The sequence below is a fragment of the Paraburkholderia sp. BR10141 genome (genome assembly GCF_056155635.1).
In genome coordinates, this window is record NZ_JBMIQH010000007.1 from 35,998 (window position 1) to 60,362 (window position 24,365).

Annotated in this window: 22 protein-coding genes and 1 tRNA gene; 12 read left to right on the forward strand and 11 right to left on the reverse strand. The window is 65.2% G+C overall.

Annotation, left to right across the window (positions count from 1 at the left end; all coding sequences use genetic code 11):
* The first annotated feature begins 72 nt into the window (after positions 1-72).
* Entirely contained in the window at positions 73-450 is a 378-nt protein-coding gene (locus tag ACOJB8_RS11970; protein WP_176732846.1) for a hypothetical protein, read from the forward strand.
* A gap of 266 nt (positions 451-716) precedes the next feature.
* Here ACOJB8_RS11970 and ACOJB8_RS11975 read toward each other — a convergent pair whose 3' ends face one another.
* Positions 717-914, reverse strand: a complete 198-nt coding sequence (locus ACOJB8_RS11975; protein WP_028205977.1) for a hypothetical protein — start codon at positions 912-914, stop codon at positions 717-719.
* A 623-nt stretch (positions 915-1,537) separates the two neighbouring features.
* Between ACOJB8_RS11975 and ACOJB8_RS11980 the strand changes: the two genes are divergently transcribed.
* Complete coding sequence (locus ACOJB8_RS11980) at positions 1,538-2,371, forward strand: acyl-ACP desaturase (RefSeq protein WP_069262874.1); 834 nt, start codon at positions 1,538-1,540, stop codon at positions 2,369-2,371.
* A 66-nt stretch (positions 2,372-2,437) separates the two neighbouring features.
* Here the strand turns inward: ACOJB8_RS11980 and ACOJB8_RS11985 are convergent, their stop codons facing one another.
* From ACOJB8_RS11985 to ACOJB8_RS12000, 4 genes are all read right to left on the reverse strand, one after another.
* Positions 2,438-4,111 carry a DEAD/DEAH box helicase gene (locus tag ACOJB8_RS11985; RefSeq protein WP_342948433.1) on the reverse strand — a complete coding sequence of 558 codons (1,674 nt, stop codon included), beginning with the start codon at positions 4,109-4,111 and terminating at the stop codon, positions 2,438-2,440.
* Positions 4,112-4,368: 257 nt separating this feature from the next.
* Positions 4,369-4,989, reverse strand: coding sequence for a PAQR family membrane homeostasis protein TrhA (trhA, locus tag ACOJB8_RS11990; protein ID WP_069262873.1), 621 nt, complete (start codon positions 4,987-4,989; stop codon positions 4,369-4,371).
* 270 nt (positions 4,990-5,259) lie between these two features.
* Positions 5,260-6,555, reverse strand: a complete 1,296-nt coding sequence (locus ACOJB8_RS11995) for a cytochrome c (RefSeq protein ID WP_342948434.1) — start codon at positions 6,553-6,555, stop codon at positions 5,260-5,262.
* Between the two features lie 22 nt (positions 6,556-6,577).
* The gene (locus ACOJB8_RS12000; RefSeq protein WP_069262871.1) at positions 6,578-7,345 is read right to left on the reverse strand and encodes a c-type cytochrome; all 768 of its coding nucleotides are present in this window, start codon (positions 7,343-7,345) and stop codon (positions 6,578-6,580) included.
* Between the two features lie 610 nt (positions 7,346-7,955).
* Between ACOJB8_RS12000 and ACOJB8_RS12005 the strand changes: the two genes are divergently transcribed.
* On the forward strand, positions 7,956-8,882 hold the full coding sequence (locus ACOJB8_RS12005; protein ID WP_069262870.1) for a CopD family protein: 927 nt from the start codon (positions 7,956-7,958) through the stop codon (positions 8,880-8,882).
* A gap of 17 nt (positions 8,883-8,899) precedes the next feature.
* Here ACOJB8_RS12005 and ACOJB8_RS12010 read toward each other — a convergent pair whose 3' ends face one another.
* On the reverse strand, positions 8,900-9,199 hold the full coding sequence (locus ACOJB8_RS12010) for a hypothetical protein (RefSeq protein ID WP_475012697.1): 300 nt from the start codon (positions 9,197-9,199) through the stop codon (positions 8,900-8,902).
* Positions 9,200-9,482: 283 nt separating this feature from the next.
* Complete coding sequence (gene dgoD, locus ACOJB8_RS12015; protein WP_368615905.1) at positions 9,483-10,631, reverse strand: galactonate dehydratase; 1,149 nt, start codon at positions 10,629-10,631, stop codon at positions 9,483-9,485.
* Between the two features lie 73 nt (positions 10,632-10,704).
* Here dgoD and ACOJB8_RS12020 point away from each other — a divergent pair, with 73 nt between their 5' ends.
* Together ACOJB8_RS12020 and ACOJB8_RS12025 are read left to right on the forward strand one after the other, a co-directional pair.
* Positions 10,705-11,460 carry a FadR/GntR family transcriptional regulator gene (locus tag ACOJB8_RS12020; RefSeq protein ID WP_342948436.1) on the forward strand — a complete coding sequence of 252 codons (756 nt, stop codon included), beginning with the start codon at positions 10,705-10,707 and terminating at the stop codon, positions 11,458-11,460.
* A gap of 174 nt (positions 11,461-11,634) precedes the next feature.
* On the forward strand, positions 11,635-12,651 hold the full coding sequence (locus ACOJB8_RS12025; RefSeq protein WP_069262868.1) for a sensor domain-containing diguanylate cyclase: 1,017 nt from the start codon (positions 11,635-11,637) through the stop codon (positions 12,649-12,651).
* Between the two features lie 91 nt (positions 12,652-12,742).
* Here ACOJB8_RS12025 and ACOJB8_RS12030 read toward each other — a convergent pair.
* The 4 genes from ACOJB8_RS12030 to ACOJB8_RS12045 all read right to left on the reverse strand — a co-directional run bounded on the left by ACOJB8_RS12030 (position 12,743) and on the right by ACOJB8_RS12045 (position 17,337).
* A tRNA-Met gene (locus ACOJB8_RS12030) sits at positions 12,743-12,819 on the reverse strand.
* 110 nt (positions 12,820-12,929) lie between these two features.
* Positions 12,930-14,588 carry an MFS transporter gene (locus ACOJB8_RS12035; protein ID WP_342948437.1) on the reverse strand — a complete coding sequence of 553 codons (1,659 nt, stop codon included), beginning with the start codon at positions 14,586-14,588 and terminating at the stop codon, positions 12,930-12,932.
* Positions 14,589-14,910: 322 nt separating this feature from the next.
* The gene (locus tag ACOJB8_RS12040; protein ID WP_475012700.1) at positions 14,911-16,560 is read right to left on the reverse strand and encodes a sensor histidine kinase N-terminal domain-containing protein; all 1,650 of its coding nucleotides are present in this window, start codon (positions 16,558-16,560) and stop codon (positions 14,911-14,913) included.
* Positions 16,561-16,572: 12 nt separating this feature from the next.
* Positions 16,573-17,337: a response regulator transcription factor gene (locus tag ACOJB8_RS12045; RefSeq protein WP_069262866.1), complete on the reverse strand. Its 765-nt coding sequence runs from the start codon at positions 17,335-17,337 to the stop codon at positions 16,573-16,575.
* Positions 17,338-17,585: 248 nt separating this feature from the next.
* Here ACOJB8_RS12045 and recA point away from each other — a divergent pair, with 248 nt between their 5' ends.
* From recA to ACOJB8_RS12080, 7 genes are all read left to right on the forward strand, one after another.
* Positions 17,586-18,662: a recombinase RecA gene (gene recA / locus ACOJB8_RS12050; RefSeq protein ID WP_069262865.1), complete on the forward strand. Its 1,077-nt coding sequence runs from the start codon at positions 17,586-17,588 to the stop codon at positions 18,660-18,662.
* Positions 18,663-18,693: 31 nt separating this feature from the next.
* On the forward strand, positions 18,694-19,602 hold the full coding sequence (gene recX / locus ACOJB8_RS12055; protein WP_475012702.1) for a recombination regulator RecX: 909 nt from the start codon (positions 18,694-18,696) through the stop codon (positions 19,600-19,602).
* Between the two features lie 119 nt (positions 19,603-19,721).
* A complete protein-coding gene (locus ACOJB8_RS12060; RefSeq protein WP_324160523.1) occupies positions 19,722-20,417 on the forward strand; it encodes a DUF2889 domain-containing protein in 696 nt (231 codons plus the stop codon).
* Positions 20,418-20,467: 50 nt separating this feature from the next.
* Complete coding sequence (gene sucC / locus ACOJB8_RS12065; protein ID WP_321930262.1) at positions 20,468-21,634, forward strand: ADP-forming succinate--CoA ligase subunit beta; 1,167 nt, start codon at positions 20,468-20,470, stop codon at positions 21,632-21,634.
* A gap of 97 nt (positions 21,635-21,731) precedes the next feature.
* Positions 21,732-22,613 carry a succinate--CoA ligase subunit alpha gene (gene sucD / locus ACOJB8_RS12070; RefSeq protein ID WP_069262862.1) on the forward strand — a complete coding sequence of 294 codons (882 nt, stop codon included), beginning with the start codon at positions 21,732-21,734 and terminating at the stop codon, positions 22,611-22,613.
* Positions 22,614-22,799: 186 nt separating this feature from the next.
* Positions 22,800-23,522 (forward strand): TerC family protein, encoded by a 723-nt coding sequence (locus ACOJB8_RS12075; RefSeq protein ID WP_069262861.1) that lies wholly within the window; start codon positions 22,800-22,802, stop codon positions 23,520-23,522.
* Positions 23,523-23,648: 126 nt separating this feature from the next.
* The gene (locus ACOJB8_RS12080; protein WP_342948440.1) at positions 23,649-24,260 is read left to right on the forward strand and encodes a pilin; all 612 of its coding nucleotides are present in this window, start codon (positions 23,649-23,651) and stop codon (positions 24,258-24,260) included.
* Positions 24,261-24,365 lie beyond the last annotated feature (105 nt).

Genomic DNA, 24,365 nt, shown 5'->3' on the forward strand with positions numbered 1-24,365 from the left:
ACGGCGCGGTGCGACAATAATCGAGTCGGGATGCAGTCGTTCCAACCAGTCGAAAACGATAACGAGGCAATCATGCGTGCAATTGCAATGATCGGTGCAGCCGTGCTGCTCACGGGGTGCGTGGGCGCGCCGCCGGGCCCGGAAGGCGGGGGGCGCGCGCCGTCGCTCGCCGCTTTGCAGCAGATGTGCGGCGGCCAGGCGGTCGATTTCGGTGCCTATGCGCCGGGCGTCTACGCGGCCATTTTCGACGCGTGGGTCGCCAATCGCCGCGGCAGGCTGCCCCAGGACCAGTTTTGCGGTTTCCAGGCTCAGCTCGCGCAGCAATACACCACGCTCGGCAAGAGCGGCAACGGCGAGGCGCGGGGTGAGTGGGTGAACTTCCTCAACGCACAGCGCGCCCAGGCGCTGAGCTGGCGCTCGGCGGTCGACCCCACGTTGAGAGCCGGGTAGGCGAATAGGCGAAGGGTGCCGCGGCAGGGTGCGCGCATTCGCGCGTGCAAGCAGTGCAAACAGGCATGCGCAAAAAAATGGTCACGCGGGCATGAAGCGCGCGGGTCCGCGTGACCATGCACTGCAGGCGCGTACGTCTACTGCCGTGCGCCTGCATCGGGGACGTGCCCGACAAGCCGGGCTCGCGGACGACCCATGCGTCCGCGCAAATCGATAAAGGGCAATGGAGCCTGTGGCTGCGCGGGTACTCGGCCCGCGGGATCAGGCTACGAACACCGTTTGATGGCGCGCAACGCAGAGTCGCCGATTTCGGTTAGTCGCCATTGCTGAAGGCCGGATGCAAGGCGCTCCAGTTGGACGAGCTGTCGTTCGAGCAAGGCGTCCAGTTCTTCTCGCTCCATGTCGAGCTGGTTGGGGGCGTCCTGCACTAGCAGCAGGGTGGCGAATTCATGCGGACTCAGCATCGTTCTCTCCGTGTTGCCGCATCAGAGGTCGCCGGTTGCGGCCCGCAGGGCGGCGCAGCGACAGGAATGCGGTGGTATGAGCGAAAGCCTGCGACCGGGCAGATCGACTGGCTGGAGGGACCGGCCATCAGGCCCGCCTATGCGCGGCCCAAACGGCATCCAGCCCGGGATCTACCTCGGGGAACTGGAGTGTAGTCAACGCCGCTGCGTTGTACAAACCACGCCCCGAAAATTTTCCCTTTGACATTCGAGCCCGCACGCAGCGGTGCTGCGAGCCGCCTGGATTCGCGAAATCACTTGAAGTTCGTGCCGCAGCGCGGCACGCAGCGAGCGAATGCGCTTCGATACGCTACGCATCAAACGCACGGTATGCCCGTGGGTATTGCGTTTGCGCGTCGGTTAGTGATCGTCACATGACGTAACGCGAAGAGGTCGTCAATTTCCGGAACTGCGGGAACTGGGCCCGGTCTGTGCTTTGTGACTGCAGCTGCGCGAAAGTACAGCTAAGATGGAAATAGGGATGGCTGGTAACGTTCACTGCACGTGACTGGCGCAGTTCGCCGGGCCTCCGGCCGGACGCCGCGCGTCGTGAGCGTAAAACGCCGCTTCGGGAGTAGGACACAATGCGTAACGACAATGAGCCTCGCCATGTGATGCCCTGGCGCATCGAAGACATCGATCTCACACGTATCGACCGTCAACGCGCCGCAGCCAACGAAGATCTGCTGCTGCTCCTCGCCGCCTCTTCGTTCATTGAAAGCGGCTCCGACCTCTACACGAGCAACCTGAACGTGTTCTTCAAAGGCGACCCCGAGGTCTCCGAGTGGCTCGTTCGCGAATGGGAGCCCGAAGAGCTTCAGCACGGACGCGCGCTGAAGACGTACATCCAGTACGTGTGGCCCGAGTTCGACTGGGACGCGGCGTTTCAGACCTTCATCGAAGAGTATTCGAAGACCTGTTCGTTCGAGGAGTTCGAGAAAACGCGCGCGCTCGAAATGGTCGCGCGCTGCGTGGTCGAAACCGGCACCGCCACGCTCTATCGCGCGATCGGCGAGTATTCGGATGAGCCCGTGCTCAAGGAAATCACCGACAACATCCGCAGCGACGAAGTGCGCCACTACAAGCACTTTTTCCGCTATTTCAAGAAGTACAACCAGATAGAAGGGCACGGGCGTCTCGCCGTGCTCGGCGCGCTCATGCGCCGCGTAATGGAGATCAAGAACGAGGATTCCGAGATCGCGCTGCGTCATGTCTACGCGGGCCGCTATCCCGAGCGCGTGCGCGACGAGGCCTATAGCCGCGAACTGACCGCGCGCGTGAACAGGCTGGTACGCCACAATCTGTCCGCCGACATGTGCGTGAAGATGCTGCTCAAGCCGCTCAACCTGCCCGCGAAGATCCGGCCCGGCGTGCACTATCCGCTCGCGAAGATCACGCAACACGTGTTCTTCCGCTAGGACATCGGCGCACGAAAACAAAAAGCCCGCTGCTGGAGCGGGCTTTTTCGTTTCTGGACGCGAAGATCAGCGATCGCGCTGGCCGTTGTCGTCGCGGCGCGAATTGCCGCCTGGGCGGCCGCCGAGCAGCGCGCCCGGGTTGCCTTGCGGCTTGCGTTGTTGCGGGCGGCCCAGTGCGCTCTCGTGCGAAACGCCGCGCTGGTTTTCGCGACGCGTATGCTCGCCGCGCGCGCCTTGTGCGCCGTGATTCGCGCCTTGCTGTTTCACGGGCTTGGCGGTGCGCACGCCGCCGTTCGAGGCCGGCTTGGCCGGGCGCTGACCGCCGTTGCCGCCACCGTTGGTTGCTGCCTGTGCGCGGGTGCCGTCGCGGCCGCCTTCGCGCTTGCCTTCGCGGTTGCCTTCGCGGTTGCCTTCGCGGCCACCTTCGCGAGTACCGCCGCGCGATTCACGCGATTCACGCGGTTCACGCGCCTGCGCGGGGCGTCCGCCGTTCGCAGCATTGGCGCCAGACGCACCGCGGCCCTGGCCCTGGCCTTGCCCCTGGCGCGGCGAGCGCCCTTGGGGCTGGCTGCGGCGCTGGATCGGCTCCGGCTTCGCGTTCGGGTCTGGCTCGAAGCCCGCAATGACCTCCTGGGGCACCGCGCGCTTGATGAGCTTCTCGATGTCCTTGAGCAACTGATGCTCGTCCACGCAGACGAGCGACACGGCTTCACCCGTCGCGCCCGCGCGGCCGGTGCGGCCGATGCGGTGCACGTAGTCCTCGGGCACGTTCGGCAGATCGTAGTTGACGACGTGCGGAAGCTGGTCGATATCGATCCCGCGCGCGGCGATGTCGGTCGCGACGAGCACCTGGAGCGTGCCGTCCTTGAACTCGCTCAAAGCGCGCGTGCGCGCCGACTGGCTCTTGTTGCCGTGAATCGCGAGCGCGCTGATGCCGTCCTTCGTGAGCTGCTCGGCGAGGCGATTCGCGCCGTGCTTGGTGCGCGTGAACACGAGCACCTGAAACCAGTTGTGCTGGCGGATCAGGTGCGTGAGCAGATCGCGCTTGCGGTCGCGGTCGACGGGATAGATCTTCTGCGCAACGGTTTCGGCCGTGGTGTTGCGGCGCGCGACTTCGATCAGTGCGGGCGAGTCGAGCAGGCTGTCGGCGAGCGCCTTGATCTCATCGGCGAAGGTGGCCGAGAAGAGCAGGTTCTGGCGCTTGGGCGGGAGCTTCGCGAGCACGCGCTTGATGTCGTGGATGAAGCCCATGTCGAGCATGCGGTCGGCTTCGTCGAGCACGAGAATCTCGAGCTGCGACAGATCGATCGTCTTTTGCTGCATGTGATCGAGCAGGCGACCCGGCGTCGCGACCACGATATCCACGCCGCGCCTGAGCGCGTCGATTTGCGGATTGATGCCCACGCCGCCGAACATCACCGTGGACTTGAGCTTCAGATACTTGCCGTAGGCGCGCACGCTCTCTTCGACCTGCGCGGCGAGCTCACGCGTGGGCGTGAGGATCAGTGCACGCACCACGCGCTTGCCGTTCGCTGCCGGCGGCATGTCCGTGAGGCGTTGCAGGATCGGCAACGTGAAGCCGGCGGTCTTGCCGGTGCCGGTTTGCGCGCCGGCGAGCAGGTCGCCGCCGCCGAGCACGGCGGGAATCGCTTGCGCCTGGATGGGCGTGGGCGTGCTGTACCCCAGTTCGTTGACTGCGCGGACCAGCGGTTCGGACAAGCCGAGAGAATCGAAAGACATAAACACCTGTTGTATTGCAGTAGCGCGGGCGTCGCTTCGCGGCCCGAAGGCGCGCTGCGCAGCCAAAGCGGTGTTGCCGGGTTCGAATGCGCCCGGTGAAGCCGCCTTTTCGCGTTGTTCGGACGGCGCGCCAGTGCGCGCGCCGCGTTTTTTCTTCATGGAACGGACAAGTCTATCGAGACCCGTCGTCTGGCGTTAAGTTGCATCACGCGGCCGCGGACACTGCGGCGGCCGTACGATGTCTTCGCATTGACGCGTCACGCGACGTAGCGCGCGACGCTCACGAATTGACAGACGCTCCCGGCGAGCACGAACAGATGCCAGATTCCATGTCCGTGCCGGATGCGCTCGTCATTGATGAAAAAATAAATGCCGACGCTGTAAATGACGCCGCCGGCCAGCAGCCACGCCGTGCCCGCGGCCGGCAAGGCTTCGACGAGCGGGCGAACCGCCACCACCGCGAGCCAGCCCATCACCACGTAGAGCGCCATCGAAAGCATTCTCGTGCGCCGCCCGAGCGTGAGTTCCTGGACGATGCCAAGGGCCGCGAGCCCCCAGCTCACGCCGAAGAGCGACCAGCCCCAGGGTCCACGCAGCGTCACCAGCGTGAACGGAGTATAGCTGCCCGCGATGAGCAGATAGATCGCGGCATGGTCGCACTTTTGCAGCACGGCCTTCAGGCGGATGCCGCGCACGCCGTGATACAGCGTCGAGATCGTGTACAGCGCGCACAACATCGCCCCGTATACCGCAAAGCTCACGACCTTGTACGCGTCGTGATCCAGCGCCGCGAGCGTCACGAGCGAGACGAGCCCCGCTACCGACAACATCGCGCCCACGAGGTGAGTAATGCTGTTCAGACGCTCACCGGCGTGCATGACGACCACTCCTTGTTCTTCCTGAGCGCAGCGCGCGCCGGCGGAACAGTGTTCCACCGCGTGCAGCGCCGTGCTCGAGCGCAGCGTTCAAAACCAGGCCTGACGGGCCACGGAGCCGCTTTCACCGCACGGCCCCGGCGCCAAATAGCGAAGGGCGCAGCCCGCGCACCGCGGACTGCGCCCTTATCAGGCAACCGTCACTATAACAGTAACCACTTGCGTGGGACCGCCGTACGGGCTGAGGCCCTTACGGCGGTGGGCTGCTTTGCGTCAGTCGAGCGGAGACGAGCGCAGGTCCGCGACCTGTTGCGGGGACACCGGCGTGCCCTTGTTGCCCCAGGACATGCGGATGAACGTCACCACCGCCGCGACCTCCTGGTTCGAGAGCGACTGCCCAAACGGCGGCATGCCGTACGGGCGCGGATTGCCCCCCGTGCTTGGCGGATAGCCGCCGTTGAGCACCATGCGGATCGGGTTCACGGCCGAATGCATCTGGATCGACTGGTTGTTCGCAAGCGGCGGGAAGTTCGGCGGCATGCCGAGACCGTTCTCCGCGTGGCACTTTGCACACTGGTCATGGTAGATCTTCTGACCTTGCTGCAAGAGTTCGCCGCCGAACGCTTCCGACGTCTCCATCTGCATCGTTTCGGGCGCTTCCTTCTTCTGCGGGATGGTCTTCAGATACGAGGCCATCGCGTGGATGTCGTCGTCCGAGAGGTATTGCAGGCTGTTGTGGATCACGTCCGCCATCGGGCCGAACACGGCGCCGCGCTCGGAAACGCCGGTCTTCAGGAGGCTTGCGATGTCCCTGATGTCCCAGTCGCCGAGGCCGCCTTCACTGCCCGTGAGCGACGGCGCGTACCAGTTCTGCAGCGGGATCAGGCCGCCTGCGAAGGCCGCCGAGTTGACCGGGCCGCCCACCGCGTTGATCGACGTGTGGCACATGCCGCAGTGGCCGAGGCCTTCCACGAGATACGCGCCGCGGTTCCATTCGACCGACTTGGTCGGATCGGGCTTGTATTCGCCTTCGCGGAAGAACAGCGTGCGCCAGCCGATCAGCAGGTTGCGGTTGTTGAACGGGAACTTGAGTTCGTGCGGGCGGCTGGGCACGTTGACCGGCGGGACCGAGCGCAGATAGGCGAAGATCGCGTCGGCGTCGGCGCGCGTGACCTTGGTGTAGCTCGCGAACGGGAACGCCGGATAGAGCAGGCTGCCGTCCTTCGAGCGGCCCGTGTGCATGGCGCGATAGAAGTCGTCGGCGCTCCACTTGCCAATGCCGTACTGGTCGTCGGGCGTGATGTTCGGGGTGTAGAGCGTGCCGAACGGCGTGGCCATCGGCAGGCCGCCCGCGAACATGTGGCCGCCGCGCACGGTATGGCAGGCGATACAGTCGCCGGCGCGCGCGAGGTACTCGCCCTTCTTGATGAGATCGGCCTGGTCGACGGGCGTCGCGGCCTGCGCCGCAGCGTTGTGCAGATAGTGGGTGCCCGACCAGAGCACTGGTACGAGGGCCGCGGCGGCGGCCACGATCACGGCGGAAAGTGCGAACAGGGACTTGCGGTTCATATTGGCTGTCTCCCCCGGCGCCTTATTGCGGTTCGCTGCCGCAGGCAAGCGGCGTCTTGAGTGAGCCAGCCGGCGCCGGCACGGGGTTCTGCGGCGCGCTCTGCGTGGAGAGCCAGGCCGCGACCGCGTTCACGTCTTCGTCGGTGAGACGCGTGGCGATCTCATGCATGCAGTCGGGCGCCTTCGCGTGCCGCGAGCCCGAGCGCCAGGCGCCGATCTGCGCACTGATGTAATCCATGTGCAGACCGACCAGACCCGGAATGGCCGGCTCCATGCCGGTGAGCTTCGCGCCGTGGCAGGCCGCGCAGGCGGGCACCTGTTTGGCCGGGTCGCCGTGCAGTACGATCTGCTGACCGCGTGCGAGCGTGTCGCTGCCGACCGAAGGTTTTGCGGGCGGCGGGTAGGGCGGCCGCTGCTGCGAGAAGAACGTTGCGATCTCGTGCAGGTAGTCGTCGGAGAGATAGGTGACCAGATAATTCATCGGAGGGTACTTGCGGCGCCCCTCGCGAAAGTTCATTAGCTGGTTGAACAGGTACTCGGCCGGTTTGCCGGCGAGACGCGGGAAGTAGTCGTTGTCGGTGCCCTGTCCATGCGAGCCGTGGCACGCGGTGCAGCCCTGCACGCGTGCGGCGATCGTGTCCGGGGCTTTGGCCTGCGGCGCGGAGGCCGCCGTCTGGGCATGTGCAGCGCTGAGAACGCCTGTCGTCCCGAGCAAAAGTGCTGCTGCCAGAGGCGCGACGAGCGGAATGAGCGGTCGGAAGATACGTCTTGGGGACACGCGTAACTCCATCTTTATCGTGGACCTGACCAGGCTTCGAACGGCCCGGCTTCCAGGCTGCGCGCGATGAAAGCAGCAGACCGTGCGCGCTGCGGCGACGCAGCAGATTCTAGCATCGGGAACTCATAGTGACCATTTGCCGCATGCACCACAAACGCTCTCCGATGGCTTCGAGGCGCCACCGCGACGTGCTTGCGGCCGATCGTCGCGTCGGTGCCGGTTATGATTCTGCACCTGTTCGCCAATCGGTGACACGGGGTTGTCCCGCACCCGCGCCCCATTCGGCGAGCCGCTCGTTGCCCGGTGCATGCATGTCATCATGCCGGGCGCATGCCGCCGCCACTTCCGGTCTCGTGCCTCGGCTCGATGCTCGCGCATGGAATGCGCGTTGAAGCCGCATCGAGCCCGCATTGAACCGAATGGCGCGGCGGCTATCGAAGCAGGCACCCTTGCGGGTCACGCGACGTGATGCTTGCGCGTGCTGCTGTTGCCGTTTTCATGTTGTTTCCTTGCCACTTGTCTCGATGACTCCAATTGCACTTTCCCTATCGTTGCATCCAGCCGACCGATCCCCTTCGCGCGAAGTCCGTGCGACCCGCAACACGCGGGAGGGCGAGGTCCGATGAAAGCTGACTGGCTCTGGATCGGGCAGGTCGCCATGGCGGCCATCGTCAACATCGCCTACGCATTCGCGCTCGGCTCGGCGTTCTATGGCGCCTGGCTCGACAAGGACGGCCGCACGCACGTCGCGCCCGCACGCCTCGCATGGCTGCGTGCGCAACGCTCGCTGCGCGTCGCGGCGTTCGTGCTCGTGGCGGCGCTCATCATGTGGATGCTCTACGAGAGCGCGTCGGTCAGCGGCGAACCGTTGCCCAGCGCGTTCGGCGTGGTCGGCACGGTGCTCTCGCAAACGCACGTCGGACACGCGTGGACCGTCGCGTTCGTCGGTGCGCTCGTGCTGCTCGGCTGCGCGTTCGCGGCTTCGAGCGTGGCGCGCGACGGTGTGCTGTGGCTCGCGCTCGTCGCCATCGCCGCGGGGCGCGCGGGGCTCGGACACGCCGCCGATGCGGGCTTCGCCTCGGCTGCGCTCGGGCTGCATACCCTTCATTTGCTCAGCGCGAGCGCGTGGAGCGGCATCGTCATGGCGGGAGGGCTTGCCGTGCTGCCGGCGCTCGGCGCATCGACGGCACGCGGCGTGCTGATCCGCACGGCGGGCCAGATTTCGAATGTGGCGTTCTTCGCGGTGGGCTTCGTGATCGCGACGGGCGTGTTCGATGCGCTGCGCGGCAGCGGCGGCTCGATCGACGCCATCGTCGGCAGCACCTGGGGCCGCGTGTTGATGCTCAAGGCTGTGCTCGTGCTGCTCGCGCTCGCGATGGGCGGCTTCAACCGGCTCGTGGCGATGCCCGAGTTGCGGCGCGCGGCGTCGACGGCGGCGGCGCGCCGGTTCGTCAACGTGATCCATCTCGAAGCGATCGTGATGATCGGCGTGCTGGTGGCCGCAGCCGCGCTCGCGCACAGCGTGCCGGCCTACGTGTTGCAGGGCTGAAACGTCGTCGCCGCAACTTATTCGTAGCCGAGCCGGTGACTGAGGATCGGTGAGAAGAAGAGGGCGAGGGCGCAGCCCGTGGCGTTGCCTTCGAGCTCCGCGAGCGCAGCCACGGAGGTTGGATTAGCGATCAGCGCGATCAACTGCGGCGCACACCATAGCGCCGCGGCGCCGATCGCGGTGTACTCGATCCAGCGAATGCGCCAGCCGCGCGTGAAGGCGATTGCGGCAGCGAGCACGCGCAGGAAGCCGAAGGCGACGAGTGCGCCGATGGCGGCTTGTTCGCGGATCAGATAGTCGGGAAGCGACGCGTCCATGGAGTCCTTTGCAACACCGAGGTTGGGTTGCAAAGGAATCTGCAAGGAGCAGGCCAGTGGCTGGCGTTCGCGTTCGGCGCGTGTCTTCGATGATGGCCGCGCCTTGCGCGGCGCGGCATTCCATGAACTGGCTGTGTGCGCAAACGACATAAGGCGTGCGCGCGTCTCGCGAGCGCGCGCGCCGAAGCCCGCAAAGCCACGCGAAATGTTACGTCGCCGAAACGCGCAGCATCGAGCGCGTCACTTCACGCTGCGCGCCGCGCGTTCGGCGTTCATCTGCGCATCACCATTCGGCGACGCTGCCATCTTCGTGACGCCACACCGGATTGCGCCAGCGGTGACCGGTCTTCGCCATCTCGCGCACCTTCTCCTCGTTCACGTCGATGCCGAGACCCGGGCCCTGCGGAATCGAGACGAAGCCGTCTTCGTACTTGAAGACTTCGGGATTCCTGATGTAGTCGAGCAGGTCGTTGCCCTTGTTGTAGTGGATGCCGAGGCTCTGCTCCTGGATGAACGCGTTGTAGCTCACGGCGTCGATTTGCAGGCAGGTGGCGAGCGCGATCGGTCCGAGCGGGCAGTGCAGCGCGAGCGCGACGTCATAGGCTTCGGCCATCGCGGCGATCTTGCGGCACTCGGTGATGCCGCCCGCGTGCGAGGCGTCGGGCTGGATGATGTCCACGTAGCCGCCCGCGAGAATGTGCTTGAAATCCCAGCGCGAATACAGGCGCTCGCCCAGCGCGATCGGCGTGCTGGTCTGGTTGACGATGTCGCGCAGCGCCTCGACGTTCTCCGAGAGCACGGGCTCTTCGATGAACATCAGCTTGAACGGATCGAGTTCCTTCGCGAGCACCTTGGCCATCGGCTTGTGCACACGGCCATGGAAGTCCACGCCGATGCCGACGTTCGGGCCCACGGCCTCGCGCACGGCCGCGACGTTGTTGATGACGCCCTGCACCTTGTCGAAGGTGTCGATGATCTGCAGTTCTTCGGAGCCGTTCATCTTCACAGCCTTGAAGCCGCGCTCGACTACGGCGCGCGCGTTGTTGGCGACGTCGCTCGGACGGTCGCCGCCGATCCACGAATACACCTTGATCTTGTCGCGCACCTGGCCGCCGAGCAGCGCGTGAACGGGCACGCCATGATGCTTGCCCTTGATGTCCCAGAGCGCCTGATCGACGCCGGCAATGGCGCTCATCGAGATCGGGCCGCCGCGATAGAAGCCCGCGCGATACATCACCTGCCAGTGATCCTCGATGAGGAGCGGATCCTTGCCGACCAGATAGTCGGCGAGTTCATCGACGGCCGCGGCCACCGTATGCGCGCGACCTTCGACGATCGGCTCGCCCCAGCCGACGATCCCCTCGTCCGTTTCGATCTTCAGAAAGAGCCAGCGCGGCGGGACGACGAAGGTTTCGAGCCTGGTGATTTTCATGCGGTGTCTCCATGACCTTGAGCGGTAGGGCGGCGCTCGCATCACGCGCGAGCGGCAACGTCTTCATCCGCCCATGCTACTGCAAAATTCGCCTTTAAGTGCTATTAATAGTATTATTTCGCAACGCTTCCCAATATCCAGGAGAACGGCGATTCAACGCGATCTGCACGGCACGGTGGCCTACGAACTCGGCAGCGCGATCCTGCGTGGCGACTACCCGCCCGCGACGGTCCTGCCGCGCGAGGCCGAACTCATGGCAACGTTCGATGTGAGCCGAACGGTGCTGCGCGAGGCGCTGCGCACGCTCACCTCGAAAGGGCTCGTGGAGTCGCGTCCGCGCGTGGGCACGCGGGTGCGTGCGCGCGAAGCGTGGAATCTGCTCGATGCTGACGTGCTCGACTGGTACGCGCGCGTGGCGCCGCCGCTTGCTTTCGCGCTCAAGCTCCAGGAAATGCGCGAGATGATCGAGCCGTTTGCGGCAGGGTTGGCCGCGAACGCGCATGATTCCGATGCGCTCGCGTCGATCGCCGCCGCGCACGAGGCCATGGCACAAGCGCGCAATGTGGACGAATGGGTGCGCGCCGACCTGCGCTTTCATCTCGCGGTGCTGGGCGCTTGCCGCAACGAATTGCTGGTGCCGCTCGGCACGCTGATCGAGCGCACGCTCGAAGGCCAGTTGCGCGTGAACGCAAAGCGCGCCGAGGTGTTCAACGCCGCGCTGCCCGACCACACCCTCGTGTACGAGGCGATCGTGCAACGCGACGCCTATGCGGCGAGCCGCGCAATGGCGGCGTTGCTGCGCCTCACGCGCGAGCGCATCGAGCGATGAACGCGTATGCCGGATGGGTGTCTTCGCAACGAATCGCGAAAAACGCAGCGAATTGCAGATGTAAAACGATTGCGCTGGCGCATGCAATAACGTTTGCTATGCTTTAGCTCGATCGAACGGCGCCGTGGCTTTCAGTGCCGTCAGCAAGTCAAAGGCAAGGCTAACGGTTAAGCGATGAAGAAGAGCGAAGCGAAAGACACGCAACTGGACAACGCAACCCTGCTGGAAATCATCAAGGCGCAGTCGGACATCGCGAAGCTCGGGCTCGATCTCGGCGGCGTGATGGCCTACGTAGCGGAGCGCACCGAGCAGCTCACGCGAGCCCAGGGTGCGGTCGTCGAACTCGCCGAAGGTGAGGACATGGTCTACCGCGCGGCCTCGGGCAACGTCGCGAACCTCCTCGGATTGCGCCTCGCGCGTGAAACGAGCCTGTCGGGCCTGTGCGTGCGCGAGGGCGAGATCCTGCGCTGCGACGACTCCGAAACCGACCCGCGCGTGGACCGCGAAGCGTGCCGGCGCGCCGGCCTGCGTTCGATGATCGTCACGCCGCTCAAGCATCTCGAGACGACGGTCGGTGTTCTGAAAGTCACGAATTCGGAAGTCGACGCCTTCAAGGACGAGGACATCCGCACGCTCTCGCTGATGTCCGAACTCATCGCCGCAGCCATGTTCCACGCCGCGCGGCACGAGACGAGCGAGCTCTATCTGCGCGCGACGCATGACGCGCTCACCGGTTTGCCCAATCGCGCGCTCTTTTACGATCGCCTGCGCCAGTCGGTGGACCTCGCGCTGCGCTCGTCGGGCGGACTCGGCGTGCTCAATCTCGACATGGACGGCCTCAAGCCGATCAACGACCGCTACGGGCATCGCGCCGGCGACGCGGCGATTCGCGAGACCGCGACGCGCATTGCGCGCCACAGCCGCCGCGTGGACACGGCCGCGCGCGTGGGCGGCGACGAGTTCGCCGTGATCCTGCCCGGCATCGCGGGGCGCGGGGACGCCGAGGCGTATAGCCGCCGGCTCGTGGACACTGTGGGCGAGCCGTTCGAGTTCGAAGGACATCGCATCGATCTCGGCGTGAGCGTAGGCGTTGCCATCCTGCCCGACGACGGCACCGAGATGACGGCGCTGATCGAATACGCGGATCGTTCGATGTACGAAACGAAGCGGGAGCGCAAGCAGATCAGGTGAATGCCGTGCGGTCCGGCGGACTCCGGTTCGCCACGCACGCGGAAATGAAAAAAGCCGCTGTCCTTGCGGGACAGCGGCTTTTTTTTGCAACTGGTGGCGAATCAGGGATTCGAACCCCGGACCTGCGGATTATGATTCCGTCGCTCTAACCGGCTGAGCTAATTCGCCTAAGAAAATAATTATCGCGGTACAGCCGGAGGTTGTCAACCCCCTTCGTCATCTTTTTGCAGGGAAGGCGGCCGCCGGGCGAGAAGCCCCACCCGGCAGCGCTCACAGCCTCAATCCTGCGCGTAAATATCCGAGTCCTTGGTTTCCTTCACGAACAGCATGCCGATCACGAAGGTGCCCAGCGCGATGATGATCGGATACCAGAGGCCCGAGTAGATATCGCCGCGCGCCGCCACGATCGCGAAGGCGGTCGCCGGAAGGAAGCCGCCGAACCAGCCGTTGCCGATGTGATACGGCAGCGACATCGAGGTGTAGCGGATGCGCGTCGGGAACATCTCCACCAGCATCGCCGCGATCGGCCCGTACACCATGGTCACGAAGATCACGAGGATCGTGAGCATCACCACCGTCATCGGCCAGTTGAGCTGCGCGGGATCGGCCTTGAGCGGATAGCCCGCCGCTTTCAGCGTAGCCGCGAGCGTCTTCTCGAACAGCGCGCCGGCTTCCTTGGCGCCGGGCGCCCGGCCGTCAAACGTGTCGATGGTCGTGTCGCCCACCTTGATTTGCGCGAGCGTGCCTGCCGGGGCGGCCACGTTCTCGTAGTTCAGGCCGGCCTTTGAAAGTGCGCTCTTGGCGATGTCGCACGAGCTCGTGAATTTCGAGGTGCCGACCGGGTTGAACTGGAACGAGCATTCGGCCGGATCCGCGATCACGACGATGGGTGCGCGTGCGGTCGCGGCTTCGAGCGCCGGGTTCGCGTAGTGCGTGATCGCCTTGAAGATCGGGAAGTAGGTGAGCGCCGCGATCAGGCAGCCAGCCATGATGATCGGCTTGCGGCCGATCTTGTCGGAGAGCGCGCCGAAGAACAGGAAGAACGGCGTGCCGATCAGCAGCGCCACCGCGATCAGGATGTTGGCGCTGGCGCCGTCCACCTTGAGCGTCTGCGTCAGGAAGAAGAGCGCGTAGAACTGGCCCGTGTACCAGACCACGGCCTGGCCGGCCGTGACGCCGAAGAGCGCGAGCAGCACGACCTTGAGATTCTTCCACTGGCCGAACGCTTCCGTGAGCGGGGCCTTCGAGACCTTGCCCTCGGCCTTGATGCGCTTGAATGCCGGCGATTCGTCGAGTTGCAGGCGGATCCACACCGAAACCGCGAGCAGCAGGATCGAGGCGACGAACGGAATGCGCCATGCCCATGCGGCGAACTGCTCTTCGCCGGTGAAGGTGCGCACGCCGAGGATCACGAGCAGCGAGAGAAACAGGCCAAGCGTGGCGGTCGTCTGGATCCACGAGGTGTAGAAGCCACGTCGTCCGGCCGGCGCGTGCTCCGCGACGTAGGTCGCGGCGCCGCCGTACTCGCCGCCGAGCGCGAGGCCCTGCAGCAGACGCATGCCGATGAAGATCACCGGCGACGCAATGCCGATCGACGCATAGCCGGGCAGGAAGCCGACCACGAAGGTCGAGATACCCATGATGACGATCGTGACGAGGAACGTGTGCTTGCGGCCCACGAGGTCGCCGAGGCGCCCGAACACGATCGCGCCGAACGGACGCACGGCAAAGCCCGCAGCGAAGCCGAGCAGCGTGAAGATGAAGCCGGCAGTGGGATTGACGCCGGAAAAGAAGCTCTTGCTGATGAAGGCCGCGAGCGATCCGGCCAGGTAGAAGTCATACCACTCGAACACGGTGCCGAGCGACGACGCGAAGATCACGCGTTTTTCGTCGCTGGTCATCGGCGCGTGCGAGACTTGTCCGCCAACGGTTGCCATAGATGTCTCCAGTATTGATATGCGTGTGGTCCGTCGGGCAGGCGACTCGTAGACCCGCGGTCCTGCGGAGCATTATTGGAATGGAAACTTACGGGCTTCTGACGCGGGTGTGGGTTTTCGAGTGTAGCGTCGGTGTGGGGTGGGGGTCGGCTAACTTCGCTGAATTCGCGAGCAAAATCAGGCATCGATCGGCAAGTATCTTCTAACCTGCAGATTTTGACTCGCTCGAAGCGTATCGGGTAAGGGTAAGTCCCATCCCGGTTTTCTGACGCGGTCCGTCAGTTTCGCGGTGGTTTCGCCGCCAAAGCGCCGGCAATGCCGCTCAGGCCTGCGTACGCAAGCGCAGCGTCACGCGCACGAGCGTGCCGGCGAGGCGCGGCGTCTCCTGATAGACGTGATCGTCGATGGCGAGCATGGCGCCGTGCATCGTGGCGATCTCGCGCACGATCGCGAGCCCGAGCCCGCTGCCTTCGCCGTCGCGCCCGAGAATGCGGTAGAAGCGCTCGAGCACGCGTTCGCGCTCGGCGCTCGGAATGCCTATGCCCGTATCTTCCACCTCGAGATGGACCATGCCCGCCGAGGGCTCGGGCCGCACGCGCACGGTGATGCGCCCGCCCGCGGGCGTGTAGCGGATCGCGTTGTCGATGAGGTTCGAGAGCATCTCGCGCAGCATCACCGGGTTGCCGTCCACTTCGATGCGCGCCCCCGCTTCGCCATCGTCTTCCTCACTGCCGCCGGCCGTTTCGGGGCCTTCGTAGCCGAGGTCCATCTGCTTGGCGAGCGCCGGCTGCACCCAGTCGCGCACGGCGTGGCGCGCCACGTCGGCCACGTCCACCGAGGTAAAGACCTGTCCGGACATGCGGTTTTCCGCGCGCGCGAGTGCGAGCAGCTGGGTGACGAGCCGTGCGGCGTGCTCGGAGCTCGTCGCGATCTGCTCGAGCGAGCGGTGCACTTCGGCGGGCGCGTCCTGGCGCAGCGCGAGCTCGGCCTGGGTGCGCAAGCCCGCGAGCGGCGTTTTCATCTGATGCGCGGCGTCGGCGATGAAGCGCTTTTGCAGTTCCATGTTCTGTTCGAGGCGCGTGAGCAGGTCGTTGAACGAGGTGACGAGCGGCTCGATTTCGGGCGGCGCGCGGCGTGCTTCGAGCGGCGAAAGATCGTCGGGGCGACGCATGCGGATGTTCGACTGCAGCGCGTGCAGGGGAGCGAGGCCCCGCGAGAGCCCGAACCACACGAGCAGGATCGCGAGCGGCAAGATCACGAACTGCGGCAGGATCACGCCCTTGATGATGTCGTTGGCGAGCTGGCGGCGCTTGTCGAGCGTTTCCGCGACCTGCACGAGCACGGGTTGACCTTGCCGATCGCCGACGCTCGGATGCGTCGGCTCCACGGTCGTATAGGCGACGCGGATGTCGATGCCATGCAGCGTGTCGTCGCGGAATTCGACGAGGCCCGGCGGCGGGCGGTCGTCGTCGTGGGGCAGCGGCATGTCGCGATCGCCGCCGATCAGCTCGCCACGGCTGCCGAGCACCTGATAGAACACGCTGTCGACGTTATCGGCGCGCAGGAAGTCGCGCGTGGAGGCGGGCAGTGTCAGCTCGGCCACGCCGTTGACGGGCTGGATCTGGCGCGCGAGCACATAGGCGTCGGTTTCGAGCGCGCGGTCGAACGGGGCGTTGGCGATCGATTTCGCCACGAGATACGTGACCGCGATGCTCATCGGCCAGAGCAGCAGCAGGGGCGCGAGCATCCAGTCGAGAATCTCGCCGAAGAGCGAGCGCGGGCGGGCCTCGGCGGCGGCTTCGGCTTCGTCGGGCGGGGCGAACGGATTGGCGTAGCGGGCGTCGCGCGCGTCGTCGTCGAGGGCGTCGGCCGCGGATGCGGTCGCGCCCGAAACGCTGTCGCCGGCCGGGCCGGCAACGCCTGCGGCGCCCTTGGGCGGCACGGCGCGCGCGATGGGAGGACGCCCGGCCATCGTCGATCCTGCCTACTTGAAGTGGTGGCTGGCGGGCATCGCCGGCGCGGCGTCGGGCGTGCCGGCCTCGGTCCGGGCGGGCGTCTGGCCTGCGCCGGCCTGCGCTTCCTTCGCCTCCTTTTCGAGGCAGTAGCCGAGCCCGCGCACGGTCACGATGCGCACGCCGCCCGCTTCGATTTTCTTGCGCAGCCGGTGCACGTAGACTTCGATGGCGTTGTTGCTGACTTCTTCGCCCCATTCGCACAGATGGTCGACGAGCTGCTCCTTCGAGACGAGCCGCCCGAGCCGCTGCAGCAGCACTTCGAGCACGCCCAGTTCGCGCGCGGAAAGATCGAGCACCTGGTCGTTGATGCGCGCAATGCGCCCCACCTGGTCGAACGCCAGCGCGCCGTGCCGCACGACGGTCGGGCCGCCGCCCGCACCCCGCCGCGTGAGCGCACGCACGCGCGCTTCGAGCTCGTTGAGCGCGAAAGGCTTGGCCATGTAGTCGTCGGCGCCGAGGTCGAGGCCTTTGACGCGCTCGTCCACGCTGTCGGCGGCGGTGAGGATCAGCACGGGCAGGTTGGAATTGCGCGCGCGCAAACGGCGCAGCACTTCGAGGCCCGGCATTTTCGGCAGGCCCAGATCGAGGATCAGGAGGTCGAACGACTGCATCGACAACGCGGTATCGGCATCCACGCCGCTACGCACGTGATCAACGGCATAGCCCGATTGGCGGAGTGATCTCACGAGTCCATCCGCGAGTATGCTGTCGTCTTCGGCAATGAGGATTCGCATGTTGCGCCAGCGTCGCCTTCGAGGCTTTTAGACCTCGTAGTCAGGCTCGTAACACCCGCGCCGCGCCGCGTCCTTGAAGGCGCGGCCAGGCGACGCGCGGCGGTCTCCCGAAATTCGCGGTTCTGGATAGCCAGAAAGGCTTGCCAAAACCACTGTTTTTTTATACAGTGTCTGCGTTCGTGTGCATTAGCCCGAATGAGGCGTGCGCATGGTCACGAGACGCCGTTCATCATAGCAAAGGACGATTCATGGAAGATAGCAAGAAAGGCTCGGCTGGGCTGACTGCTGAAAAGAGCAAGGCGCTGGCCGCCGCGCTCGCGCAGATCGAAAAGCAGTTCGGCAAGGGGTCGATCATGCGACTCGGCGACGGCGAGGCGGTCGAGGACATCCAGGTAGTCTCCACCGGTTCGCTCGGCCTCGACATCGCACTTGGCGTGGGTGGTTTGCCGCGCGGCCGGGTGGTCGAGATCTACGGTCCGGAATCGTCGGGTAAGACCACGCTCACGCTGCAGGTCATCGCCGAAATGCAAAAGCTCGGCGGCACGGCGGCGTTCATCGACGCGGAACACGCGCTCGACGTGCAATACGCCGCCAAGCTCGGCGTGAACGTGCCCGAACTGCTCATCTCGCAGCCGGACACGGGCGAGCAGGCGCTCGAAATCACCGACGCGCTGGTGCGCTCGGGCTCGATCGACATGATCGTGATCGACTCGGTCGCGGCGCTCGTGCCGAAGGCGGAAATCGAAGGCGAAATGGGCGACTCGCTGCCGGGTCTGCAGGCGCGTCTGATGTCGCAGGCGCTGCGCAAGCTCACCGGCACGATCAAGAAGACGAACTGCATGGTGATCTTCATCAACCAGATCCGCATGAAGATCGGCGTGATGTTCGGCAACCCGGAAACCACCACGGGCGGCAACGCGCTCAAGTTCTATTCGTCGGTGCGTCTGGACATTCGCCGCATCGGTTCGATCAAGAAGAACGACGAAGTGATCGGTAGCGAAACGCGTGTGAAGGTCGTGAAGAACAAGGTCTCGCCGCCGTTCCGCGAAGCCGTTTTCGACATTCTCTACGGCGAGGGCATCTCGCGTCAGGGCGAAATCGTCGACCTCGGCGTGCAGGCCAAGATCGTCGACAAGGCGGGTGCGTGGTACAGCTATAACGGCGAGCGCATTGGCCAGGGCAAGGACAACGCACGTGAATTCCTGCGCGAGAACGCGGACATTGCTCGCGAGATCGAAAACCGCATCCGCGAGTCGCTTGGCGTGAGCACGATGCCGGACGGCGTCAAGGACTCCGGCGAAGTCGAAGTCGCTGACGAAGAGTAAGTCCACAGGCTCTCGTAGATAAGGCAAGCTGATGCGCAAGGGCGGGTCACCCACGTCCTCGCCTTCCGGCGAGCAGGCTAACCCGCACGCGGGTTCGCCTGCGGACAGGGGCGTCGAACGGCGCTCCGCCGTCAAGCCTGCCGACTCGCGCACGAGCCGTTCTGGCCATTTGAGCCGCGACGCCCAGGCGGGCGATCGCGGTTTTGCGCATTCTGGCGCCGCGTTTTCTTCGCCCGCCGATCTCAGCGACGATGGCGGCGCGGTCTTCGAAGTCCCGTTCGAGGCGTTCTTCAGCGGGGCGGATGAAGAGGCGGCAAACGTGCCGCCAGAACCGCTGTCCGAACCCACATTCAAGCGATCGCGTCGCGCGCCGCTCGAAACAGCGCGCGAATCCAGCGCGCCGCAAGCCGACCAATACGAGCGTAGCTCGGCCAGCCGCGCCGCACGCGCCAGCGCGCGCGAACAATCGTCCACGGCGAAGCAGCGCCCCGAGCGCTCCCTCAAGGGCCGCGCGCTCGGCTATCTTTCGCGCCGCGAATACAGCCGCGCCGAACTCTCGCGCAAGCTCATGCCGTACACCGAGGACGCCGACGCACTCGAAGTGCTGCTCGATTCACTCGAACGCGAGGGCTGGCTCTCCGACGCGCGCTTTGCCGAAAGCGTCGTGCACCGGCGCGCGTCGCGCGTGGGGGCAGGGCGTATCGTCAGCGAACTCAAGCGCCACGCGGTGGGCGAAGCGCTCATCGAAGAGGTGAGCTCGCAACTGCGTGAGACCGAGCTCGTCCGCGCCCGCACGGTCTGGCAGAAGAAGTACGGCCAGTTGCCCGAGACGCCCGCCGAACGCGCGCGCCAGGCGCGCTTTCTCGCGGCGCGCGGCTTCTCGATGTCGATCATCGGCAAGATCCTCAAGGGAATCGACGAAGACTGGTCCGATAACTGAGCCGGCCGTCTCGAAAAATCCGCTCAGGCAAGTCCCCGCCCGGCCTGTGTGTTCGCGGCTGTCTCAAATACTCGGTATGTTAAAATCACGAGGTTTTCCAATCCGGTCTTACCTTTAGCATGCCGCTTTCTCCGCCCGTGCCCCGCCAGTTGCGCCATCAGCGCGCCATCCGGGCGGTTGCCTATGAGCGCGAAGACGGCCTGTGGGACATCGACGCGTGTCTGACCGACCACAAGCCACGCGACGTGCCGCTCGCCGCCGGTGTCCGGCCCAATGGTCTGCCGATCCATGAACTCTGGCTGCGTATTACGATCGATCGCAAGCTCAATGTCGTCGACGCCGAAGCGTCGTCCGACTGGGTGCCTTACGACGGTCAGTGCCAGAACGCCAATCCCGCCTATCGGGCCCTTATCGGGCTCAATCTCCTCGACAATTTCCGCCGTGAAGCGGGCCGGCTCCTCGCCGGCACGGTCGGCTGCACACACCTCACAGAAATGTTGGGCGTTTTGCCGACCGCTGCGATCCAGGCGTTCGTCGGGGCAGTGTGGGACACATCGAATGGCTCGCCGGGTGAAGCGCCCGGACCGGAACTCGGCAAGACCGCCGGAGGCAATGAGGCCGCCGGTGAAAAGCCGCCCTTCCAGCTGGGCCGCTGCCACGCGCTGCGGTTCGACGGGGAGGCGGTGAAGCAGTTTTATCCGCGCTGGTATGGCCATGTGCCGCGTTCGATCGCACGCGGCGCGGAAACCCCCAGCGTGCGCGACAGCCGGAGCCCGGGCCAAGAGGGCAGGGCCGACGCCGTCTCGCATGAATAACAACAGCGGAATCGAAGTTCACTCCAACTCTCAGACTGAAGGAATCACGCATGAAGATTCACGAGTACCAGGGTAAGGAAATCCTGCGGAAATTCGGAGTCGCGGTCCCGCGCGGCATCCCGGTGTTTTCGGTGGATGACGCGGTCAAGGCCGCTCAAGAGCTGGGCGGTCCGGTTTGGGTCGTCAAGGCGCAGATCCACGCTGGCGGCCGCGGCAAGGGCGGTGGCGTGAAGGTTGCCAAGACGATCGAGCAAGTCCGCGAATACGCGAACCAGATCCTCGGCATGCAGCTCGTCACGCACCAGACCGGTCCGGAAGGCCAGAAGGTCAACCGTCTGCTGATCGAAGAAGGCGCCGACATCAAGCAGGAACTGTATGTCAGCCTCGTCGTCGATCGCGTGTCGCAAAAGATCGTTCTGATGGGTTCGAGCGAAGGCGGCATGGACATCGAAGAAGTCGCCGAAAAGCACCCGGAACTGATCCACAAGGTCATCGTCGAGCCGTCGACGGGTCTGCTCGACGCTCAGGCCGACGACCTCGCCGCGAAGATCGGCGTGCCGGCTGCTTCGATTCCGCAAGCCCGCGCCATCCTGCAAGGCCTGTACAAGGCATTCTGGGAAACCGACGCATCGCTGGCTGAAATCAACCCGCTGAACGTCTCCGGCGACGGCAAGGTCATCGCGCTCGACGCGAAGTTCAACTTCGACTCCAACGCACTGTCCCGTCATCCGGAAATCGTCGCTTACCGCGACCTGGACGAAGAAGATCCGGCTGAAATCGAAGCCTCGAAGTTCGACCTCGCGTACATCTCGCTCGACGGCAACATCGGCTGTCTGGTGAACGGCGCAGGCCTCGCCATGGCGACGATGGACACCATCAAGCTGTTCGGCGGCGAGCCGGCGAACTTCCTCGACGTGGGCGGTGGCGCCACGACCGAGAAGGTCACGGAAGCGTTCAAGCTCATGCTCAAGAACCCGGGCCTGAAGGCGATCCTCGTGAACATCTTCGGCGGCATCATGCGCTGCGACGTGATCGCGGAAGGCGTGATCGCTGGTTCGAAGGCCGTGAACCTGAACGTGCCGCTCGTCGTGCGCATGAAGGGCACGAACGAGGACCTCGGCAAGAAGATGCTGGCCGAATCGGGCCTGCCGATCATTTCGGCAGACAGCATGGAAGAAGCCGCGCAGAAGGTCGTCGCGGCTGCCGAAGGCAAGTAATTTTCACCGGACACGAATGGCGGCGTGCCGGCGCGAAATCCGCAACGCAAGGCGCGGATGACGCGACGCGCGGCGCCAAACGAAAAGAGGTCAATACATGTCGATTCTGATCAACAAAGACACCAAGGTCATCACGCAGGGCATCACCGGCAAGACCGGTCAGTTCCATACCCGCGCGTGCCGTGAGTACGCAAACGGCCGCGAAGCGTTCGTCGCTGGCGTGAACCCGAAGAAGGCCGGCGAAGATTTCGAAGGCATTCCTATCTACGCGAACGTGCGTGAAGCGAAGGACGCCACCGGCGCGACCGTTTCGGTCATCTACGTGCCGCCGGCAGGCGCTGCTGCTGCGATCTGGGAAGCCGTCGAGGCCGACCTCGATCTCGCGATCTGCATCACGGAAGGCATTCCCGTCCGCGACATGATCGAAGTCAAGGACCGTATGCGCCGCGAAGGCCGCAAGACGCTGCTCCTCGGCCCGAACTGCCCCGGCACGATCACGCCGGACGAGCTGAAGATCGGCATCATGCCGGGTCACATCCACCGTAAGGGCCGCATCGGCGTCGTGTCGCGTTCGGGCACGCTGACGTATGAAGCGGTTGCCCAGCTGACCGCGATCGGCCTCGGCCAGTCGTCGGCAGTCGGTATCGGCGGCGACCCGATCAACGGTCTGAAGCACATCGACGTCATGAAGATGTTCAACGACGATCCGGATACGGACGCCGTGATCATGATCGGCGAAATCGGCGGTCCGGACGAAGCGAACGCCGCTGAGTGGATCAAGGACAACATGAAGAAGCCGGTGGTTGGCTTCATCGCGGGCGTCACGGCGCCTCCGGGCAAGCGCATGGGCCACGCCGGCGCGCTGATCTCGGGCGGTGCGGATACGGCCGACGCGAAGCTGGAAATCATGGACGCGTGCGGCATCAAGGTGACGCGCAACCCGTCGGAAATGGGTCGTCTGCTGAAGGCGATGCTGTAAATTCGAAATCGCCGCCGCTCGTGCATCATGTATGCGCGGGCGGCCGGCGTTTTTTGATATGCTTGCGGAATCCTTTCACGAGGTTTCCGAACAAAGAGCGAGGGAGCCAGTCGTGGCCTCCTCGCTTTTTTATTTGGCTCGCCGTATGAGCCGCCTATCCTGAGTCACGGCTGAGTCTTCGTCTCCATGCTCGAGTTTTTCGCGACGCTCCACTGGGGCGCTGTCATCCAGATCATCGTCATCGACATCCTGCTCGGCGGCGACAACGCCGTGGTGATCGCGCTCGCCTGCCGCGACCTGCCTTCGCAGCAGCGCATGCGCGGCATTCTGTGGGGCACCGCGGGCGCGATCGCGCTGCGCGTGGTGCTGATCGCCTTCGCCGTGGTGCTGCTCAACGTGCCGTTCCTCAAATTCACGGGCGGCCTGCTGCTGCTGTGGATCGGCGTTCGGCTGCTCGCGCCCAGTCAACTCGAGCACGCCAACGTGAAGCCTGCCGAAAAGCTGATGGGCGCGATCAAGACGATCGTCGTTGCCGACGCGGTGATGAGCCTCGACAACGTGGTCGCGATTGCGGGCGCTGCCGAAGCGGCCGATCCGCGCCATCGCATCGCACTCGTGATCTTCGGGCTGATGGTGAGCATTCCGCTCATCGTGTGGGGCAGCCAACTCGTACTGAAATTGCTCGACCGCTACCCGGTGATCGTGACGCTCGGCGCCGCGCTGCTCGGCTGGATTGCGGGCGGGCTCATCGTCAACGATCCCGCCGGCGACCGCTGGCCGCTGCTCGATACGCCAGCGGCCGAATACGGCATGTGCGTGGCGGGGGCCGTGTTCGTCGTCGCGCTCGGCACCTGGCTTCGGCGCCGCAACGCGCAGCGCAGCGCGACGCAGGGGCCGCAGTCGCACTGAGCGCGCATGGCTGTGCCATAGTGCCTGGGCCATCTGGCCGACTGCTGCGCAGCACGGGCCGCCGATACGATCAAGACGCCTGTTCACGACTGTGAGCAGGCGTTTCTTGTTTCAGGAGCCCTGACGATGATCGTATCCGCACTTCCCATGAACCCGCAGCCGCCCAACGGCTGCGCGTGTTTTGCCAGACTCTCGCGCCTCGCGAGCATTGCCGGGCGCTGGACCGCGCGCGGCTTCACGCTGATCGAACTGATGATCGTGCTCGCGATCGTCGGTGTGATCGCGGCCTACGCCATTCCCGCGTACCAGGATTACCTCGCCCGCAGCCGCGTGGGCGAGGGCCTTTCGCTCGCGGCTTCCGCGCGCCTCGCCGTGGCGGAGAACGCCGCGAGCGGCAACGCGTTCGGCGCGGGCTACACGGTGCCGCCCGCCACGCGCAACGTGCAGTCGCTGCATATCGATGACACGACCGGTCAGATCACGGTCGCTTTCACGTCGCGCGTGGCGCCCGAGGGCAGCAACACCATCGTGCTCGTACCCTCGGTGCCAGACAACGCCGATGCGCCCACCGCGCGCGTCGTGCTCGCCCAGGGCAGTGTGCAGGGCGGCACGCTCACGTGGGAGTGCTTCGCAGCGGGCAAGACGGCTTCGTCCCTTGGCGCGCCCGGCACGGGCCCGTCGCCCACGGACGCCGCAACGCTGGCGGGCAACCTCGCACCGCCGGAGTGCCGCGCATAAGGTTTGCGCATCGGTGCGGGGGCAACCGTGAGCGCTTTCAAGCCCACTCGCGCAGCGCACGCGGATGCGACCCGACCGGCCGCACCCGCACAGCGGGGGAAAAGT

Bases quoted from the DNA above. Each gene is read 5' to 3' on its own strand.
- ACOJB8_RS12010 (WP_475012697.1), bottom strand. From the start codon at position 9,199: ATGGACGCGTCGCTTCCCGACTATCTGATCCGCGAACAAGCCGCCATC.
- ACOJB8_RS11970 (WP_176732846.1), top strand. From the start codon at position 73: ATGCGTGCAATTGCAATGATCGGTGCAGCCGTGCTGCTCACGGGGTGC.
- recX (WP_475012702.1), top strand. From the start codon at position 18,694: ATGCGCAAGGGCGGGTCACCCACGTCCTCGCCTTCCGGCGAGCAGGCT.
- ACOJB8_RS11995 (WP_342948434.1), bottom strand. From the start codon at position 6,555: ATGAACCGCAAGTCCCTGTTCGCACTTTCCGCCGTGATCGTGGCCGCC.
- ACOJB8_RS12035 (WP_342948437.1), bottom strand. From the start codon at position 14,588: ATGGCAACCGTTGGCGGACAAGTCTCGCACGCGCCGATGACCAGCGAC.
- ACOJB8_RS12040 (WP_475012700.1), bottom strand. From the start codon at position 16,560: ATGGCCGGGCGTCCTCCCATCGCGCGCGCCGTGCCGCCCAAGGGCGCC.
- ACOJB8_RS12025 (WP_069262868.1), top strand. From the start codon at position 11,635: ATGAAGAAGAGCGAAGCGAAAGACACGCAACTGGACAACGCAACCCTG.
- ACOJB8_RS12045 (WP_069262866.1), bottom strand. From the start codon at position 17,337: ATGCGAATCCTCATTGCCGAAGACGACAGCATACTCGCGGATGGACTC.
- trhA (WP_069262873.1), bottom strand. From the start codon at position 4,989: ATGCACGCCGGTGAGCGTCTGAACAGCATTACTCACCTCGTGGGCGCG.
- sucD (WP_069262862.1), top strand. From the start codon at position 21,732: ATGTCGATTCTGATCAACAAAGACACCAAGGTCATCACGCAGGGCATC.
- ACOJB8_RS12000 (WP_069262871.1), bottom strand. From the start codon at position 7,345: ATGGAGTTACGCGTGTCCCCAAGACGTATCTTCCGACCGCTCATTCCG.
- dgoD (WP_368615905.1), bottom strand. From the start codon at position 10,631: ATGAAAATCACCAGGCTCGAAACCTTCGTCGTCCCGCCGCGCTGGCTC.
- ACOJB8_RS11975 (WP_028205977.1), bottom strand. From the start codon at position 914: ATGCTGAGTCCGCATGAATTCGCCACCCTGCTGCTAGTGCAGGACGCC.
- ACOJB8_RS11980 (WP_069262874.1), top strand. From the start codon at position 1,538: ATGCGTAACGACAATGAGCCTCGCCATGTGATGCCCTGGCGCATCGAA.
- ACOJB8_RS12005 (WP_069262870.1), top strand. From the start codon at position 7,956: ATGAAAGCTGACTGGCTCTGGATCGGGCAGGTCGCCATGGCGGCCATC.
- sucC (WP_321930262.1), top strand. From the start codon at position 20,468: ATGAAGATTCACGAGTACCAGGGTAAGGAAATCCTGCGGAAATTCGGA.
- ACOJB8_RS12020 (WP_342948436.1), top strand. From the start codon at position 10,705: ATGCTACTGCAAAATTCGCCTTTAAGTGCTATTAATAGTATTATTTCG.
- ACOJB8_RS12080 (WP_342948440.1), top strand. From the start codon at position 23,649: ATGATCGTATCCGCACTTCCCATGAACCCGCAGCCGCCCAACGGCTGC.
- recA (WP_069262865.1), top strand. From the start codon at position 17,586: ATGGAAGATAGCAAGAAAGGCTCGGCTGGGCTGACTGCTGAAAAGAGC.
- ACOJB8_RS12075 (WP_069262861.1), top strand. From the start codon at position 22,800: ATGCTCGAGTTTTTCGCGACGCTCCACTGGGGCGCTGTCATCCAGATC.
- ACOJB8_RS11985 (WP_342948433.1), bottom strand. From the start codon at position 4,111: ATGTCTTTCGATTCTCTCGGCTTGTCCGAACCGCTGGTCCGCGCAGTC.
- ACOJB8_RS12060 (WP_324160523.1), top strand. From the start codon at position 19,722: ATGCCGCTTTCTCCGCCCGTGCCCCGCCAGTTGCGCCATCAGCGCGCC.